Origin of the sequence: Rhodococcus sp. LW-XY12 (assembly GCF_019317345.1) — a bacterium.
GTDB classification, from domain to species: domain Bacteria; phylum Actinomycetota; class Actinomycetes; order Mycobacteriales; family Mycobacteriaceae; genus Rhodococcus; species Rhodococcus pyridinivorans.
Genome location: NZ_CP079225.1, coordinates 1,749,246 through 1,765,839, shown reverse-complemented (window position 1 = coordinate 1,765,839; position 16,594 = coordinate 1,749,246). Strand labels below are relative to the sequence as shown.

At 68.2% G+C, this 16,594-nt stretch carries 17 protein-coding genes; 11 read left to right on the top strand and 6 right to left on the bottom strand.

All coding sequences use genetic code 11. The features are described 5' to 3' along the window. Nucleotides 1-93 precede the first annotated feature (93 nt). The 7 genes from KXC42_RS08245 to KXC42_RS08215 are packed head-to-tail and all read left to right on the top strand — an operon-like array spanning nt 94 to nt 9,182. Nucleotides 94-798: an N-acetylmuramoyl-L-alanine amidase gene (locus tag KXC42_RS08245; RefSeq protein WP_219130158.1), complete on the top strand. Its 705-nt coding sequence runs from the start codon at nt 94-96 to the stop codon at nt 796-798. After that, on the top strand, nt 795-1,076 hold the full coding sequence (locus KXC42_RS08240; RefSeq protein ID WP_219130157.1) for a hypothetical protein: 282 nt from the start codon (nt 795-797) through the stop codon (nt 1,074-1,076). Before KXC42_RS08245 ends, KXC42_RS08240 begins: the two co-directional genes overlap by 4 nt. Further along, nucleotides 1,073-1,315 (top strand): hypothetical protein, encoded by a 243-nt coding sequence (locus KXC42_RS08235; RefSeq protein ID WP_219130156.1) that lies wholly within the window; start codon nt 1,073-1,075, stop codon nt 1,313-1,315. Before KXC42_RS08240 ends, KXC42_RS08235 begins: the two co-directional genes overlap by 4 nt. 13 nt (nt 1,316-1,328) lie before the next feature. After that, on the top strand, nt 1,329-4,685 hold the full coding sequence (locus tag KXC42_RS08230) for a hypothetical protein (protein WP_219130155.1): 3,357 nt from the start codon (nt 1,329-1,331) through the stop codon (nt 4,683-4,685). Further along, the gene (locus KXC42_RS08225) at nt 4,678-7,593 is read left to right on the top strand and encodes a hypothetical protein (RefSeq protein WP_219130154.1); all 2,916 of its coding nucleotides are present in this window, start codon (nt 4,678-4,680) and stop codon (nt 7,591-7,593) included. Before KXC42_RS08230 ends, KXC42_RS08225 begins: the two co-directional genes overlap by 8 nt. Before the next feature lie 10 nt (nt 7,594-7,603). Beyond that, the gene (locus KXC42_RS08220) at nt 7,604-7,897 is read left to right on the top strand and encodes a hypothetical protein (protein ID WP_219130153.1); all 294 of its coding nucleotides are present in this window, start codon (nt 7,604-7,606) and stop codon (nt 7,895-7,897) included. 1 nt (nt 7,898) lies between these two features. Continuing rightward, nucleotides 7,899-9,182, top strand: a complete 1,284-nt coding sequence (locus KXC42_RS08215) for an SGNH/GDSL hydrolase family protein (protein WP_219130152.1) — start codon at nt 7,899-7,901, stop codon at nt 9,180-9,182. Between the two features lie 29 nt (nt 9,183-9,211). On the opposite strand, the gene KXC42_RS08210 is transcribed toward KXC42_RS08215, so the two are convergent. The 3 genes from KXC42_RS08210 to KXC42_RS08200 form a co-directional block, all read right to left on the bottom strand. Continuing rightward, the gene (locus KXC42_RS08210; protein ID WP_219130151.1) at nt 9,212-9,475 is read right to left on the bottom strand and encodes a hypothetical protein; all 264 of its coding nucleotides are present in this window, start codon (nt 9,473-9,475) and stop codon (nt 9,212-9,214) included. A gap of 10 nt (nt 9,476-9,485) precedes the next feature. Next, a complete protein-coding gene (locus tag KXC42_RS08205; RefSeq protein ID WP_219130150.1) occupies nt 9,486-10,295 on the bottom strand; it encodes a tyrosine-type recombinase/integrase in 810 nt (269 codons plus the stop codon). A gap of 242 nt (nt 10,296-10,537) precedes the next feature. Beyond that, complete coding sequence (locus KXC42_RS08200) at nt 10,538-10,762, bottom strand: DUF3618 domain-containing protein (RefSeq protein ID WP_006554762.1); 225 nt, start codon at nt 10,760-10,762, stop codon at nt 10,538-10,540. Nucleotides 10,763-10,851: 89 nt separating this feature from the next. On the opposite strand from KXC42_RS08200, the gene bcp reads away from it, so the two are divergent. Further along, a complete protein-coding gene (gene bcp / locus KXC42_RS08195; RefSeq protein WP_219130149.1) occupies nt 10,852-11,325 on the top strand; it encodes a thioredoxin-dependent thiol peroxidase in 474 nt (157 codons plus the stop codon). Between the two features lie 24 nt (nt 11,326-11,349). Here the strand turns inward: bcp and KXC42_RS08190 are convergent, their stop codons facing one another. Together KXC42_RS08190 and KXC42_RS08185 are read right to left on the bottom strand one after the other, a co-directional pair. Next, on the bottom strand, nt 11,350-12,720 hold the full coding sequence (locus KXC42_RS08190; RefSeq protein ID WP_219130148.1) for a dipeptidase: 1,371 nt from the start codon (nt 12,718-12,720) through the stop codon (nt 11,350-11,352). Then, entirely contained in the window at nt 12,717-13,478 is a 762-nt protein-coding gene (locus tag KXC42_RS08185; RefSeq protein ID WP_019289000.1) for a TetR/AcrR family transcriptional regulator, read from the bottom strand. The genes KXC42_RS08190 and KXC42_RS08185 overlap by 4 nt, the downstream gene beginning before the upstream one ends. 88 nt (nt 13,479-13,566) lie before the next feature. Between KXC42_RS08185 and KXC42_RS08180 the strand changes: the two genes are divergently transcribed. The 3 genes from KXC42_RS08180 (at nt 13,567) to KXC42_RS08170 (ending at nt 16,176) form a co-directional block, all read left to right on the top strand. Then, a complete protein-coding gene (locus tag KXC42_RS08180) occupies nt 13,567-14,514 on the top strand; it encodes an ATP-binding cassette domain-containing protein (protein ID WP_219130147.1) in 948 nt (315 codons plus the stop codon). Next, entirely contained in the window at nt 14,511-15,296 is a 786-nt protein-coding gene (locus KXC42_RS08175; protein ID WP_019288998.1) for an ABC transporter permease, read from the top strand. The genes KXC42_RS08180 and KXC42_RS08175 overlap by 4 nt, the downstream gene beginning before the upstream one ends. 79 nt (nt 15,297-15,375) lie before the next feature. Then, nucleotides 15,376-16,176, top strand: a complete 801-nt coding sequence (locus KXC42_RS08170; RefSeq protein WP_006554758.1) for a TetR family transcriptional regulator — start codon at nt 15,376-15,378, stop codon at nt 16,174-16,176. A gap of 10 nt (nt 16,177-16,186) precedes the next feature. Here the strand turns inward: KXC42_RS08170 and KXC42_RS08165 are convergent, their stop codons facing one another. Further along, the gene (locus KXC42_RS08165; RefSeq protein ID WP_006554757.1) at nt 16,187-16,594 is read right to left on the bottom strand and encodes a holo-ACP synthase; all 408 of its coding nucleotides are present in this window, start codon (nt 16,592-16,594) and stop codon (nt 16,187-16,189) included.

Below are 16,594 nucleotides of genomic sequence, written 5' to 3'. Positions count from 1 at the left end.
CGTGCCACCGAGCGAAGCCCGACAGATGACCTGGCTCGAGCGTGAGGCGTTCATCGCGGTCGCCAACGAGACCGCACGACGAATGAGGCGGACATGAGTGGATGGACCGGGGACCCGGTGTGGCTCGCCGACGTGCTGCGCGCCGAGGGTGTGAAGGTCGTCGAGTCGCAAGGCTGGAAGCAATGGGGCAACGGGGACTTCTCGTGGATCTGGGGCGTGATGTGCCACCACACCGGCGGCGCCAACTCCCCGGTCTCCGAGATCAAGTACGGCACCGCGGCGCTCAAGGGTCTGCTCTCGCAGATCCACCTCGCCAAGGATGGCACCGCAACGCTCTGCGGTGTCGGCGTCGCCTGGCACGCCGGGCGCGGTGAGTATCCCGGCCTGCCGACGAACAACGCGAACTACCACACCATCGGGATCGAGGCTGTCAACACCGGCAGCGAAGGCTGGCCCGATGCCCAGTACGACGCCTACGTGCGCTGCTGCGCGGCGATCGTCCGCCGCCTCGGCTACGGCGCCGACCGCGTCATCGGGCACAAGGAATGGGCCGGCCGCGCGCAGGGCAAGTGGGACCCCGGTGGCATCGACATGAACAAGTTCCGTGCCGACGTGCAGGCCCGGCTCGACCACAAGGAGACCGACGTGACCCCCGAGCAGTACAAGGAGCTCAACCGCAAGCTCGACCTGATCCTCGAGCAGCTCGGCCCGTGGCCTCAGCTCGGCAAGGACGCACTCGGCCGACCGCTCACGCTAGTCGACGCGGTCGCCCGGCACACCCAGGGCGGCACCAAGTGAACGGGCAGGAGATCGTCGTCGACGTCCTGCGCTCCAAGCTCGAAGAGCAACCGTGGTACCGACGGGTCGCGAACACGGTGACCACCGCCTCCGGCACGCTCGTCGGTGTGCTGTGGCTCGCGGTGTCCGCCGGCGTCGAGCTGCCCACCGAGATCATCGTGGGTGGGCTGGTACTGACCCAGATCGCCACCACGGTCGGCGTGAAGCTCACCCCGAACGGCGTCACGCAGCGGCAGGTCGCCGAGCTCGAGGACTACGTCGGAAAGCACCGATCATGAGCCCGTCGTCGAACCCCGAGATACTGGCCGAACTGCGGCTGCTGCGCGGGGAGATGAACCAGGGCTTCGATCGGATCGAGGATCGGTTCGTGCCGGTCGACCTGTTCAAGTCTGAGATGACCGCGACGAACATGCGCGTTGCGTCCCTGGAGATGTGGCACAACAAGATCGTTTGGCTGGTCGTCTCGTCGGTGATCATCGCGGTGCTGTCGGGCATCGTCACCGCAGCTGCGCTCTAAGGAAGGCGGATACATGGCGCGCACAGTCGACGTCTATTTCAAGGGCCACGACCGTGACCTCGGAATGGCGATCAAGGACGTCAAGGCTCAGCTGGCGTCCCTGCGCGACCAGTCGATCGAGGTGCGCGTCGACGTCGACGACGCCGGCCTCGACAAGCTCACCGCCGATCTCGCCGCGCTGCGCGACCGGCGGGTCCGGATCACCACCGCCGTCGACCAGGCAGCACTGTCGACCCTGCGCGCCCAGCTCAACGCGCTGCGCAATCAGACCGTCGAGGTCGACGTCGACGTCGAGCGGGACCGGCTCGACGCCCTGCGCGCCGAACTCGGCACGCTGGGCAACGAGACCGTGCACGTGGACGTCGACGTCGAGCGCGACCGGCTCGACGTTTTGCGCGCCGATCTCGCCTCGCTGACCAACGCGAGCGTGAAGGTCGACGTCACCACCGACCGGGCGCAGCTGACCAAGCTCAAGACCGATCTCGCTGCGCTGCGCAACAAGAGCGTGAAGGTCACCGCGGCGGTCAGCGGTGCCGCCTCGATCGCTGCCCTCGGAACCCAGCTCAATGCGCTGCGCAACAAGACGATCAAGGTCGACGTCGACATGCCGGCAGGTCTCGCCGCTGAGCTCGACGCGATCGGCCGTGACCGCACCGCCCGCATCGACATCGAGCTGCGCGGCGCAGGCCCGGCGCAAGCGATGCTCGCCGGCCTCGAATCCCGCACGATCGACATCGACCTGCGGATCTCGAACGTCGCCGCGTTCGAGGCAGCTCTCTCGGTGCTCACCCGCCCCCGACATATCAACATCTCGCTCGACCTCAACGCCGCGGACCTGGCCCGTATCGCTGCGGTGCTCGGAGCCCTCAACACGCTCGGCGGCGCGGGCGGTGGTGGTGCCGCCGGGATCCGCGCGGTCGGCGGCGCCGCATCGTCGGCGGTCGGGCCGGTGCTCATGCTCGGCGCTGCGACCCTCGGGCTCGGCGCGGCCGCCGGCGCCGGACCTCTCGTACTCGCCGCTGCGCTCGGTACCGTGTCGGCGGCGGCCGGCGCGATGGCAGTCGGTGTCACCGCCGGTATCACCGCGGCGATGGGTGCGCTCGCGGTGATGAACAACCCCGATCTCAAGGCCAAGATGGACTCGACTTTCGAGGGCATCAAGGGCCACATGACCGACATCACCAACCGGCTCGCCCCGGCGATGGGCCGGATGTTCGATGCGCTGCACCCGGCGTTCGATGCACTCGCCCCGTCCCTCGAACGCATCGCCGACGGCTCGGCCGCGATGATCGACAAGCTCACCAACGCCATGCCCGGACTGGCGAACAGCCTCGGCCCGATGCTCGAGAAGGCATTCGGCGCGGGCGTCCCGCACATGGATAACATGCTCGCCCGCTTGCCCGCCCTGAACGACGCGATCGGCAGCTTCTTCGACTCGCTCGCCGATCCTCGGGTGGTGCAAGCTGCAGACCGGGCGTTCGGAACCCTGCCCGGCATGATCGAGAAAACCGGCACCGCGATCTCCGGAGCGGCCGGAGCATTCAACGATCTGATGGGCTGGCTCGACTCCGGCGCGATCGACGGATTCACCGACGGATTCTCGACGATGGTCGACTCGATCACCGGCGCCGACTGGTCCGGCGCGGTCGACGGCATCGCGAAGCTGGCCAACAGTTTCGGCAACGTAATGGCCGGCGTCGACGGTCAGGCGATGGCCGACACGATCAATAACATCACCACCGCACTGTCCGGCCTCAACGACGGATTCGCCGCTGCCACATCGGGTATCGCCTCGTTCTTCGATTCCATCGGCGCGACCGATGCGACCGCGGCGCTCGCCCAGGACCTCGGCGACATCGCCGAGGAGATCGAGATCTGGAAGAACGGACTCGAAGGTAAGGGCTGGAAGACCAACCTCGAACTCGAGGCCGAGTTCCACCTGCGTAATCCCGACTGGGGAGATCAGGGCATCCAGGCCGCGATCGACTCGATGACCAGCGGCGCCCTGTACGGCGCGAAGTTCGAGGTGCCGGTCGAGCCCACCCCACCCGAGGGCGGCCTCGAGAGCATCTTCGCCGGCCTCGGCCCGGTCCCGGTCCCCGTCAAGCCCGAACCCGAGGGCAACCCCATCGAGTCCCTGCTCGGCCCGCTGCTCGGCGGCGAGGGCGTGCCGGTGCCGATCAAGCCGGTGTTCGAGTCGGGCTCGTTCGACGCGCTGCTCGCCGGCCTCGCCGGGTCACCGCAGGAAGTGCCGGTCATCCCGACGCTGTCCGGCAATGTCACCCCCGAGTCCCTGCTCGGCGGGCTTCTCGGCGGCGGCCCCGTGCCGGTGCCGGTCGCCCCGACCCCGGCAGCCGGTGTCACCCCCGAGTCCCTGTTCGGTGCGCTCGGCCCGGTGCCGGTGCCGGTGTCTCCGCAGATCGAGCCGGGATCGCTCGAGTCGCTGCTCGGCGCGGGTGCGGCGGCGATCCCGGTGCCGGTCGAACCGACCCTGCAGGGCAACTCGCTCGAGGCACTGCTCGCGCCGCTGCTCAACGCGCCGCCGGCGCCGATTCCGGTCGAGCCGGACACCGCCGGGTTCGAGGAGAAGATCCACGGTATCGCCTCCGGCATTCAGATCGAGATCCCGGTGTCGATGAAGGGCGACGGCTTCGACAAGATCAAGGAGTTCAAGGCGACGCCGGTCGAGATCCCGATCACCTACGGGCCGATGCCTGCGCTGCCCGCGATCCCGGCGCCTCCGCCGGTGCCGATCACCGTGGACATCTCCGCCGCGCAGGCCGCGATCGGGCAGATGGGATCGGCCGGCGCCCAGGCCGGTGCCGCCTTCGCCGGTGGGGTCGGCTCAGCGGCCGGCGCAGTCGCCGGTGCCGCGGCCGCGCTGGCCGCCGCGGCGGCCGCCGGAGTCGGCGCGGTGGACCTGTCCGCCCAGGGCCGCGCCGCCGGTGCCTCGTTCGCCGCCGGGCTGCGCTCGCAGACCGGTGCGGTCGCCTCCGCCGCCCGTGCCCTCGGCGCCGCCGCGAAGGCGAACAAGGGCCACTACCGCGGATTGCGCGGTATGGCCGCCGACCGGATCATGCTCGTCGAGAACGGCGAGGCAATGGTCGGCGGCTTCATCAACGGCATGAACAGTCAACGCGCCGAGTTGGTCACGACCGCAAGGAAACTCGCCACCGACGTGCGCAGCGAGTTCAGCGCGAATGTCGTTCCGCGCATCGGCGTCGAGGGAGCAATGAAGATGAACCAACAGGTGTACGTCCAAGTCGACGCCGGCACCGCCGCCGACCCGGTCACGGTCGGCCGAGAGATCCGGGACTACCTCGATGCCTACTCGCTCGCAGTGAATCGAGCGGAGGCTGTCCGTGCGTAAACCGATCACCGCGGCCGACGTGGCCGTGCAGGTCGAGCGGTCCCGCTCGGATGTGTGGGTGCCGGAAGGGTTGGCGCTGCAGAAGCTGCCCTACACCCCGGCGGGGATCACCCTCGCCTTCGATGCGCTCAACGGGTTGTCGTTGCAGGAAAAGCGCAACGACTCCGCGCTACTCCCCTTCGGTCCGTTCGTCGCCGACGTCGTCGACGGCTGGGTGTCCGTGCGGCCGAACACCTACGATCCCGGTGACGATGCCCCGACTCAGAATGTCGGGCCCTCGCTCGTCGAGACGACCGTGCCCGTGCCCGTGGTCCCGGGCATGGAGGTGGCCATGACCGGCACGGTCAAGGTCCGTCGCAGCGGCCTGGTATTCAAGAGCTCGCGCAATACGACCGACTTCAATGACCCGGTGGGGGTTCGGGCCACACTGTTCGGGTTGAAGACCACGGTTGATGGATACGGCAACACCAACGCGGTCGCGGTGAGACTGGCCGAGGTGCAGACCGAGCTGCAGCCGGTCGGCTCGACCAGCATGACCGAGCTTGTGTTCCCGTTCGGGGATCCGGCGGCGCCGAGCTGGGCCACTGTCCCTGAAGACGTCGATCGAGTGATGTTCGCGGTCGAGCTGATGGACCTCTACCGGTACGCCGTGACCCACTTCCCCGCGTCGATCCCCTACCGCTTTACCGACACCGCGAACCGGTACGTATTCCGGTCACCGCAGATCGACTCGACCACCGAGAACCCCATCCGCCTCCACCTGCGCGACCCCGCCAACACGCACCCCACCTACCCGCACCCGCTCTCGTCAACCGGCTACGCCTTCCGCGACCGCGCCCGATTCGAGAACATCACGCCCGGCGTGGAGATCACCGCACTCGCCGCCCCCGACGGGCCGTCGGTGACCGTGTCGGTGTACGAATGGACCACCAGCCGAGGTGCGCTGCTGACCACCCTCGAGATCCCCGCCGGGCAGAAACGCACCGCCACACTCGACCACACCGGCGCGATCGACGTCGCCGGAACCGGCACGTTCTACGTCGAGTCCGTGCTGGCGCCGGCCTACGAGACCGCCACCGTCGAGCAGACCCGCACCACCCGATACGAATACGACACCATCACCCCCGCCGTGTCGTCGATCAGCACGACGTTGCGTGAGGCCGACCTGTCGATCGCTCTGGTCCGGTTCGTCGCCGGGCACATCGACACGGCGCTGCCTGCCGGCAGGCGGATGCGGATCCTCTCCCTCGGGCAGCAAATAGTGCCGATCTTCACCGGCACTATCCGCACGCGGCGCCGAGTGAACCTGCCGAACCGCCCGACTCAGCTCGAGGTCGGGATCTATGACGCCTGGCCGCGACTGTCCGACGAATACCCGCTCATGTTCGACGAGCTGCACGAGTACGGCCCCGCGCTGCACCGCCTCGGCGAACCCGTGCTGATCGACGGCTACGACTACACCGGCCCCCGCGGACCGATGCCGGACTGGGCCACGCTCAACCCCTCATACCGCAAAAGCAAACTGGCGCTGCTCGATTCGCTCATCGCCACCCGCAACACGAACAACGCCTATCTGTTCACCGACCGGCGCGGCCGGTTGAACCTGACCTCGACGCTGCCGGACTCCGTCGCGCTGACCGCGTCCGACATGCCGGCCGATGGCGACGTGTCGTACTCGCGCCAACTCGAAGTCTCCACCGACTCCGCTTCCATCGTCAACGTCGTCACGGTCGACGAGCACCTCATCGACCGCGACGAGTACCTCGACCGGGAACTGTCCAGCAAATCAGCGCCACAGACGAGCCTGCGCGAATACCCGAACGGACTCGCACGGTCGATCAGCTACCGCGACCCCGACTCGGTCGACAGGTACGGGCCGACCGAGGTGCGGTTCCCCGTGATCCGTGGATCAGGAACCCTCGAGGACATCGAGGCCAACAACTTCGGTCCTCCCCTGCAGTGGTGGGCGCAGGACATCCTCGACGTCTACGCCCACGAACGGATGGAGTTCACCCGCTTCACCATCCCGATCGAATCCGCCGCGCAGATCCCACTCGTCGCGGCCTTGCAACCCTTCGACGCGGTCGCCGTACGCCACGACGGCACTGCCGAAGTCGTCCGGCCCCGCGTGGTCAAACACACGATCACCCCCTCGGGCTGGGAATGCGAACTCGACATGAGCGTGCGGCGAGACCAAGCGTTCTGGCTGCCGCCCGCCCCGGAGCTACCCGCCCCGACGGCCGACGGCGACGGCTACGCCAACTTCGGCCCGGGCATCTACGACGGCGGCCGCCCCACCGACACCGGAACCGGCATCATCGACGGCGGCGACATCGGGTTCATCGAGCCCGACCCGCACCCCGAGTGGTCTCTCATCGACGACTTCACCCGGGCCGACCAGGCCGAGCTGTCCGCCCCGTGGGTACGTGGCGCCGAGACATCGAACGCCACCATCGGGATCACCTCCGGCGCGGCCGTCCCCGCTGCCGACAATGTCCGGACCCGCTACTACCATTCGACCCCACTCGGCCCGTTCCACCGCGTCGAGGTCCAGCTCGGTAGTTACCCCGAGGGCAGCAACGCCGCCGGTGTACTGTTGCGCGCCGCCCCCGGCCTCGACGCCCCGGGCATCATCGCCTACGTCACCGATACCAACTGGTATGTGAGCTACTTCGGGGACGGATTGAACGCGATGCTGTGGGCGTCCGGGCCGCATGTCCGTGCGGCCGGCGATGTGATCCGCGCGGACATCGTGTGGCACCACCTGACCGTCTCGATCAATGGCACCGTCGTACACGAACGCTTCGACCTCGGCCCCATCAGCTTCGGCGAGCACGTCGGACTCTTCGCCCGCGGCCCGAACACCCGCATCGAATCGTGGCGCGCTGTCGCGCTGGACCGACCTTGAAAGGTGAGCAATGGCACGCATACAGCTACGCCGCGGAACCGCGACCGAGTGGACCGCCGCGAATCCCACGCTCGCACCCGGTGAGATGGGTGTCGAACTCGACACCGGAAAGTTCAAGGTAGGAAACGGCATACAGCGCTGGGTCGATCTGCCCTACTCGAGTGGACCGCCCGGCCCCGGTGGCGGCGGTGGTGGGCAGATCTTCCTCGATACCGACGGCACACCCTACTTCGATACGTCCGCATCCGGCGGCGGATCAATCGCGCTCGACACCGACGGTGTCCCCTACGTGACAGGAGTCTGAGATGACCCAACCATTAGACCGCCGGCTGGTCACCGAAGAGAAGGCTAATGCCACTTATGGGCTGAAGACGGACGTCGAGGAGAAGCTCGACCAGGCGTCAGCCGATGCGCTCTACGCCCCGGTATCTCTCACCTCCCGGCTGCCACGTCTGCGCAACACGCTCGTAGTGGCGGGCGACTCGAACATCGAGAACGGCGGCGGCCCCGGCCGCACGAACAGCTTCCGCCCCGGTGCGGCATGGACGTGGGCGCAACTGCTGTCCGGGCATCGCCTCGAGGTGGTGCGCAATGCTGGTGTCGGTGGCGAGACCTCGACCCAGTTGCTCGCTCGCTACAACGCCGACGTGATCGCCTACAACCCAGGATGCGTGCTCATCAACATCGGCACCAACGATGCGGGCATCGACTCAGTGCCGGTCCCGCTCGCGACGACGAAGGCGAACATCCTCGAGATGCTCGACCGGAACGCCGCGATCGGCGCGAAGACGATCATCTGCACCATCCCGCCCCGCAACACCCGCGTGACCGCTACCCGCTCGCACGCGCTTCCGCTCAATGCGTGGATTCGGTCACTGCCTCGCACTCGTGACGGGGTGATCGTGTTCGACCAGTACCTCTATCTACAGGACCCGGCGGTGCCGGACAACTGGCTCAGCGGGTACACCGGCGACGGCACGCACTTCAAGCCGGTCGGCGGCCTCGCTGCGGGGAAGGTGCTCGCCGAGCTGATCAAGCGCGAGTTCCCTCCGCTGTCGCGGGTGTCGATGGTGCGAGGCGACGAGACGAACCTGATCACCAATCAGGGGCAGTTCGTTGGTGCAGCGGCGGGGGTCGCTCCGACCGGGTGGACGCTGTCGAACGCGGGCACGATGGCCCCGTACATCACCGGCCTGGTGCCCCGCACCGACGGCGTGCCGGGGAACTGGCTCGAGATCGTGGTGCCGACCGGCGCGAACTTCGTCATGTCCCGCGCCATCACCTCGCAGGTCACCGCCGGGGACACGATTCAGGCGGCGGTCGAGTTCGAGTTCTCCAACCTCGAAGCGGCGCCGTCGGTGTACCAGTACGCGAGCCTCGACCTGAGCATCGGCCCGTCCTACTTCAACACGCAGGCGATGGGGCACTCGCAGGGGTCGGACGACAATCACGGCAGTGCCGCCCGGTCGGGTGTGTTGCTCACGCCGCCGCGCACGATCCAGTCCGGCGACACCCCGATCCAGGCGATCTTCGACATTCGCGGCGGCGGTACGTACCGGTTCGCGAACGCGACGATCTCGAAGATCTGACCCGCTCGTAACGCATCCCTATCGGCGGGTCAGCAATGGCCGGCGACTGCTCGATCGACAGCGCCCTCGACCTCACGCCGTCCGTCGATCGACAGCTCGCCCCACTGTGATGTGGACGTGAAAGCACGCAGCACCCGATCGGCGTGACGCCGCCGATCGGGTGCCGGCTCTTTCATGAACTCGGATTCGAGGCTGCTGCACAACTCGTCGGTGCTCTGCCCGTTGATCGTCGTGTCTTCCCCACACGCGGACAACAGCAGGACCATCCCGAGAACCAGTGCGGCGCGCCTCATGGGCGGGATGCTACGCGACCGCTCCCGTGACAGCGCGGCGCAGCGCGTCGTCCGGTAGTGCCGTGTACCGCTGGGTCGTGGCCACCGAGGAGTGCCCGAGCAGCTGCTGCACGGCGACCAGGTCTCGGTCGGCGCGGTACGCCGCGGTCGCGAACCGGTGACGCAGGGTGTGCGCGGTCCACGGGTCGGGCAAGGCCCTCGAGATCAGCTTGCCCACGTGTGCGGGTGAGAGGTGCCCATCGATGCGGCCCGGGAAGGCGTAGCCCTCGGGCAGTGCGCGCAGGCGCCGGGACACCTCGTCGACGAGCGGCAGCATCCTGGTCCTGCCGCCTTTGCCGTGCACGCGCAGTACCCATCCGTCGAACGACTCGACCAGGTCGCGGCTGTGGACGAGCGCGATCTCGGCGCGGCGCAGCCCACCGTAGGCGGCGAGGGAGATCATGAGCAGGGTGCGCTCGTCGGCTCGTTCGAGGGCGTGGCGTAGGGCTGCCTCGGGTGCCGGGCGGGGGACGCCGGCGGGCACCGGCACTGTCGGGAGCAGTGCGGCGGGGTTCGTGCGGCAGCGGCCGCTCGCGTGAGCCCAGGTGTAGAAGCTGACCAGGCTCGACCGGATCGACCGGCGGTATTCGGGTGACCAGCCCGGCTCGCCGAGAAAGGCGGTGAGCATGTCCACTGTCACGTCCCACGGGTTACCGCCGACGTCGCGGGCTGCACGTCGGAGGTGGTATCCGCGCAGGGTGAGCGTGGTTTTCGGTCTGCCGCCGGCGGCTAACCAGCCCAGCCAGGCGGCGATGGCTATCTCCCAGTTGTCACATCGCATGGATGATCATTTACCGCAGTAATGATCGTCAGGCAGCGGAACGGGAGAAGTCCAGGACATCGGCGGTGTCCTCGTGTGAAACCACTAACCAGCGGGTTCGGGGTTCGAGTCCCTGATGGCGCACAACACGAAGGCCGGACACCGGAAACGGTGTCCGGCCTTCGTCGTTCGCGGCGGTTCGGCCCCGGAACGAGGAACACCCACGCCGGGTCGGCGTGGGTGTTCCTGTGTGCAGCCGGGGATCAGCGCAGGATTCTGCGCAGTACCAGCAATCCGACGACCGTGCCGGCCGCGATCGCCGCGTACTTCTTCACCTGCGGCTGGTTCACCTTCGCGAGGATGGTCTGCTTCGTGCTTGCCACCAGATTCTTCGGGTTGGCGCGGACGCTCAGTTCGTCGAGTGTGCTCGCGAGCTGATTGCGGGCCTTCTCGATCTCCCGCTCGATGTCCTCGGTGTCCCTAGCCACGTGTCCTCCAGAAGGTCGCTGCAGTGTGCTGCGACCACGGTAATGGACGCGCGCCGGGAATGGCTGCACGGTCCACTACTGTCGCCTCCATGACCGAGAACAGCAGACTCGCCCCCGGTGATCCCGCACCCGATTTCACCCTTCCCGATGCCGACGGCAACGAGGTGTCGCTGTCGGATTATCGCGGACGCAAGGTCATCGTGTACTTCTACCCAGCCGCGAGCACCCCGGGATGCACGAAGCAGGCGTGCGACTTCCGCGACAGTCTCGCCGAGCTGAACGAGGCGGGCCTCCAGGTGATCGGCATCTCGCCCGACAAGCCTGCCAAGCTCGCGAAGTTCCGCGACGCCGAACAGCTGACCTTCCCGCTGCTGTCGGATCCCGAGAAGATCACCCTCCAGGCATGGGGTGCCTTCGGCGAGAAGAAGATGTACGGCAAGACCGTCACCGGCGTCATCCGCTCGACCTTCCTCGTCGACGAGGACGGGAAGATCGAGGTCGCGCAGTACAACGTCCGCGCGACCGGGCACGTGGCGAAGCTGCGCCGCGACCTGTCCGTCTGACGCCCGGGTGCCCGGCCGGCAGCGTTACCGCGGCGCCAGCGAGGACAGCAGCAGCGCCTCGGCTACGGCGAGATTCTCGATCTCGGTGGGGTCGACGCTCTCGTTCGGCGCGTGGATGACGCAGCGCGGTTCCTCGACGCCGATCAGGGCGATCTCGGCCCGCGGCACGGCGCGGTGCAGCGCGGTGCACAGCGGGATCGATCCGCCCTGCCCGGCGGTCCCGACCTCCCGGCCGTAGGCGGCCTCGAGCGCCGCGCGCAGTGCGGCGTAACCCGGACCGTCCGTCGCCGCCCGGAAGGGTTCGCCGAGGACGTCGCGGTCGATGCGCAGATGCGCTCCCCACGGCACGTGGGCCTCGAGATGGGCAACGAGCGCGTCCTGGGCGGTGCGGGCGTCGATGCCGGGCGGCACGCGCAGGTTCAGGCGTGCGGACGCGCGTGGCACGACCGCGGCGGCCGATCCGACCATCGGCGGAGCGTCGATCCCGAGGACGGTCAGTGCCGGTCGCGCCCACACCGCGTCGGCGACGGTTCCGGAGGTGGGGAGCGAGACACCGTCGAGCACGCCCGCGTCGGCGCGGAAACGGTCTTCGGGATAGGACACACCGTCCCAGGTCGCGGTGCAGTCCAGTCCGTCGACGACGGTGTTGCCGTGCTCGTCGCGCAGGGTGCCGAGCAGATGGATCAGCGCGGCCAGCGCGTCGGGGGCCGCTCCCCCGTACATCCCGGAGTGGATCTCGCCCTTCAGCGTCTCGATGTGGACGTCGACGTTCGCGATGCCCCGCAGCGTCGTGGTGAGGGTGGGCCGGCCCACCTCGGCGTTGCCGCTGTCGCCGATGACGATGAGATCGGCGTCGAACATCTCGGGTCGTTCGGCGACGAGGTGGTCGAGGCCGGCGCCGCCCATCTCCTCCGAGCCCTCGACGACGATGCGGACACCGACGGGCAGTGGGCCGTCCGCACACAGCGCCCGCAGTGCGAGCAGGTGCATAACGACGTTGCCCTTGCAGTCGGCGGCGCCGCGGCCGTACCAGCGGCCGTCCCGTTCGGTGAGCGTGAAGGGCTCGCTGCGCCAGAGTGATTCGTCGCCGGGCGGCTGAACGTCGTAGTGGCTGTAGAGCAGAACCGTCGGGGCGCCGTCGGGGGCGGGCGTATGTCCGAGTACGGCGAGCGAGCCGTCGGCGGTTTCGATCGTCTCGACGCTCTCGATTCCCGCCTCGGTGAAGGCATCCCGCACCCAGTTCGCTGCACCGACGCATTCCTCCACCGGGAACTGGCGCGGATCCGCGACGGAACGGAACGCGACGAGCCGCGCGAGATCGTCGCGCGCAGCCGGCATCGCCTCCCGGATCCGCTCGCGGATGCGCTGCGTCGCGTCGGTGTCTGTCGCTGTCATGATCCGTCCTCCGCACGTCGGATGAGTACGTCGATTCCGTCCAGCAATCGTTCGAGACCGAAACGGAAGTCCTGCTCGTGCCATACTGCCTCGTCGTCGGCGTCGCTCCCGTCGGGGTCGAACGCGCCGCCCTCGACCGCCGCCAGCACCGAGGGGTACTTCTCGGGATCGAGGATGCGCCGCAGCATCGCCGGGGTGTCGGACGGGTCGTCCGCGACATCGGTTCCGAGTTCCCACGAGAAGCGTGCGCGACCGATGGCGTAGAGCGAGATCATCATCACCACCTGCACCTTCGCAGGTTCGTCGAGTGGGGTGGCGGACAGCGCGCCGAGTCCCGCGTCGAGCCAGAGCAGGTTGTTGGGATAGTACGGCGCCGTGCGGATCGGGTACTGCGTCAGCCACTTGTGCGCGCGCAGACTCCGGTACTCGGCCATCGCCCATGCCTCGAGCCGTTCCCGCCAGTCGCCTCCGACCGGTAGCTCGGGGGGCGACCCGATGGCGCGGTCCCACGCGAGTTCGACGAGCTGGTCCTTGTTGCTCACGTAGCGGTACAGCGACATGGTGGTGAAACCCAGTTGCTTGGCCACCCGGCTCATCGAGAGCGCTTCGAGCCCTTCGGCGCCCGCCACCTCGATCGCCGCATCGAGGACTTGTTCGAGCGTGAGTCCCCGTCGCGGGCCCCGGGTGCCGGTATCGCTCAATCCCCATGCCAGCTGCACACTCTGCGGCAGCGGATCGTCGGGCTCGGGACTGCTCATGCTCCTCCAGATTTCGGGTCTTGCCGCCATCCTAAAACTGCGTACGCTATACACATCGGTATATTGCATACACAGTTAGTGAGATGCCATGACTCGTTCCGTTCCCGCCATCGACGTCCGGGGCCTACGCAAGTCGTTCGGCCCGACCACCGTTCTCGACGGCGTCGACCTCCGGGTCGACACCGGATCCGTCTTCGCACTGCTCGGCGCGAACGGCGCCGGCAAGTCCACCACCGTCCGCATCCTGACCACCCTGTTGCGCCCCGACGCGGGCACCGTCACCGTGGCCGGCCTGCCCCTCCCCGGCCGCGCCCACGCCGTGCGCGAGAACATCGCACTCACCGGCCAGTACGCCGCGATCGACGACGTCCTCACCGGCACGGAGAACCTCCGTCTCGCAGCGCGCCTCGCGCACCTGCCGTCGGCCGCGATTCCCGGTCGCGTCCGTGACCTGATCGAACGTTTCGACTTCGCGTACGTCGCCGACCGGCGCGCCGGCACGTACTCCGGCGGCACGATGCGACGCCTCGACATCGCCATGAGTCTCGTCGCGTCCCCGCAGGTGTTGTTCCTCGACGAACCCACGACCGGGCTCGACCCGCGCAGCCGCCTCGTGATGTGGGAGGCGATCCGCGAACTCGCCGACGACGGCGTCACCATCTTCCTGACCACCCAATACCTCGAGGAGGCCGACCGACTCGCCGACCGCATCGCCGTCCTCGACGGCGGGCGGATCGTCGCCGAGGGCACACCCGACGAACTCAAGTCGCTTGTGCGCGGCGGCTATCTCGAACTGCGCTTCTCCACCGACGCCGACCTCACCCATGCCGCGTCGGTGCTCGACGGCGAGATCGACCGGGCAGCACTGACACTGCAGGTCCACACCAAGGGCGATCTGCCCCACGTCGCCGCCCTGCTCGACCGCCTCGCCGCCGAGGCGGTCCCCGTCGAGAAGTTCGGGCTGCACTCCCCCACCCTCGACGACGTCTTCCTCACCCTCACCGGCTCCACCGACGAAACAAAGGTCGTCCGATGACACTCCTCGCGCACCCCACCCCGCTCCGCTTCGCCGCGCGCGACCACGCCGCCGTGACCGGCAGGAACCTGCGGCGGATGCTCCGCAGCCCCGACGCGCTGCTGATGGGTCTCGCACTGCCGGTCCTGCTGCTCGTGTTGTTCGTCTACGTCTTCGGTGGCGCGATCGACACCGGCACCGACTATCTCAACTACGTCGTGCCCGGCATCGTGCTGTTGTCGGCGTCCTTCGGGGCGGCACAGACGGCCGTCGCGGTCGCCTCCGACATGCACCGCGGCATCGTCGACCGGTTCAGGTCCATGCCCATCGCCCGCTCCGCCGTGCTCACCGCGCACGTCGTCGCGAGTCTGGTCCGCAATCTCGCCAGCACCGTCGTGGTGTTCGTGGTGGCCGCACTCATGGGATTCCGGCCCGACGCCCACCTCGTCGAATGGGTGGCCGCCACCGGTGTCATCGCGTTGTTCGTCCTGGCGATCTCCGCCGTCTCGGCCGCGCTCGGGATGCTCGCGGGCAATGACGAGGCCGCGAGCGGGTTCACCTTCCTCCTGCTCTTCCTCCCCTACGTGAGCAGCGCGTTCGTCCCGCCCGAGACGATGCCCGGATGGCTGCGTGGTTTCGCCGAACACCAACCGGTCACCCCGGTGATCGAGACCGTCCGGGGACTGCTCACCGGCACCGGGATCGGGTCGTCCGCGATCGTCGCGATCGGGTGGTGCGCGGCGTTCACCGCAATCGGCCTGGTCGCCGCCACAGCACTGTTCCGACAGCGGACCGCACGCTGACCTGTGGCTGCCCGGTTTGTGACACTCTGACTCACAACAAGTATTCGGGAAAGCACGGACGTCCGGCTAGCCTGGGCGCGTGGAGTCAGCAACGAACGGCCGCCGCGCCCCGCGCCGGATCGATCCGGCGCTCGAGGTTCAGGCCGAGCCCCAGGAGCTCGTGCCGCGTCGGCGGCCCACCCAGGAACGGAGCCGCCGCAAGTTCGACGCCCTGTTGGCCGCCTCGCGTGAACTGCTCACCGAGGTCGGCTTCGAGTCGTTCACCTGTGAGGAGGTCGCGTCCCGCGCCGACGTCCCCATCGGCACGCTCTACCAGTTCTTCGCCAACAAGTACGTGATCGTGTGCGAGCTCAACCGGCAGGACCTCGTCGGCGTCCAGAGCGAACTCGCCCAGTTCAACGGCAAGATCCCGTCCGTCGACTGGTTGCGCTTCCTCAACAGCTTCGTCGACCACCTCGCCGGACTGTGGACCACCGATCCGTCCCGCCGCGAGGTGTGGCTCGCGATGCAGTCCACCCCGTCCACCCGGGCCACCGGCGCCATCCACGAACGCGAGTTCGCCGAGCAGGTCGCGCGGATGCTGGCACCGCTCACCCCGGACACCCCGCGACCGCGCCGGAAGCTCATGGCCGAGGTGCTCGTCCACATCGTGTACTCGATGCTCAACTTCTCGGTGCAGGACGACCAGACCCACGCCGACGCCGTCGTCGAACTCAAGCGCATCATGGTCGCCTACCTGCAGATCGCCGAACAGGACTCACGCGCTCAGGCCAAGCGACGCCAACGCCGCGAGGAACGCGAGGAATCCGCACGCGGACAGGCCGGCCGGCAGGACACCGAAACGGATCAGGCCGAGGAAGCCAGCGCTCCCTCGGCCTGAGTCCCCACATCTACGTACGCCGGCCGTCGACCTCGTCGAGGACGACGAACGCGCCGGCCATGTCACCGTCGTGGGTCAACGACACATGGATCCGGACGCCGGTCAGCTTCTCGGCGACCTGCCGGTGCAGCCGGATGCTCGGGCGACCCCACGCGTCCGAGACCACTTCGATCTGCTGATGGATCGTCTCCGGTAGCACCGGTGGGCTGCCGAACAGCGACGCCGACCACGCCTTGATCACCGCCTCCTTCGCCGCCCACCGGGCGGCGAAGTGCCGGGCGGGATCGGAGCTGCGGGTGTTCGCGTCGCGACGCTCACCCGGTGTGAAGTTCGCCAGCATCGTCGTTCCCGTCCGACCCAGCTGTTCCGCGAACTCCGGCACCGACACGAGGTCGAACCCGACACCCGCAACTCCCAT

What these genes read in the sequence shown, in the direction of transcription:
- KXC42_RS08210 (WP_219130151.1), bottom strand. Translation starts at nt 9,475, where the DNA reads ATGAGGCGCGCCGCACTGGTTCTCGGGATGGTCCTGCTGTTGTCCGCG.
- KXC42_RS08185 (WP_019289000.1), bottom strand. Translation starts at nt 13,478, where the DNA reads ATGAGCAGTCCCGAGCCCGACGATCCGCTGCCGCAGAGTGTGCAGCTG.
- KXC42_RS08230 (WP_219130155.1), top strand. Translation starts at nt 1,329, where the DNA reads ATGGCGCGCACAGTCGACGTCTATTTCAAGGGCCACGACCGTGACCTC.
- KXC42_RS08165 (WP_006554757.1), bottom strand. Translation starts at nt 16,594, where the DNA reads ATGGGAGTTGCGGGTGTCGGGTTCGACCTCGTGTCGGTGCCGGAGTTC.
- KXC42_RS08215 (WP_219130152.1), top strand. Translation starts at nt 7,899, where the DNA reads ATGACCCAACCATTAGACCGCCGGCTGGTCACCGAAGAGAAGGCTAAT.
- KXC42_RS08235 (WP_219130156.1), top strand. Translation starts at nt 1,073, where the DNA reads ATGAGCCCGTCGTCGAACCCCGAGATACTGGCCGAACTGCGGCTGCTG.
- KXC42_RS08180 (WP_219130147.1), top strand. Translation starts at nt 13,567, where the DNA reads ATGACTCGTTCCGTTCCCGCCATCGACGTCCGGGGCCTACGCAAGTCG.
- KXC42_RS08245 (WP_219130158.1), top strand. Translation starts at nt 94, where the DNA reads ATGAGTGGATGGACCGGGGACCCGGTGTGGCTCGCCGACGTGCTGCGC.
- KXC42_RS08220 (WP_219130153.1), top strand. Translation starts at nt 7,604, where the DNA reads ATGGCACGCATACAGCTACGCCGCGGAACCGCGACCGAGTGGACCGCC.
- KXC42_RS08175 (WP_019288998.1), top strand. Translation starts at nt 14,511, where the DNA reads ATGACACTCCTCGCGCACCCCACCCCGCTCCGCTTCGCCGCGCGCGAC.
- KXC42_RS08205 (WP_219130150.1), bottom strand. Translation starts at nt 10,295, where the DNA reads ATGCGATGTGACAACTGGGAGATAGCCATCGCCGCCTGGCTGGGCTGG.
- bcp (WP_219130149.1), top strand. Translation starts at nt 10,852, where the DNA reads ATGACCGAGAACAGCAGACTCGCCCCCGGTGATCCCGCACCCGATTTC.
- KXC42_RS08190 (WP_219130148.1), bottom strand. Translation starts at nt 12,720, where the DNA reads ATGACAGCGACAGACACCGACGCGACGCAGCGCATCCGCGAGCGGATC.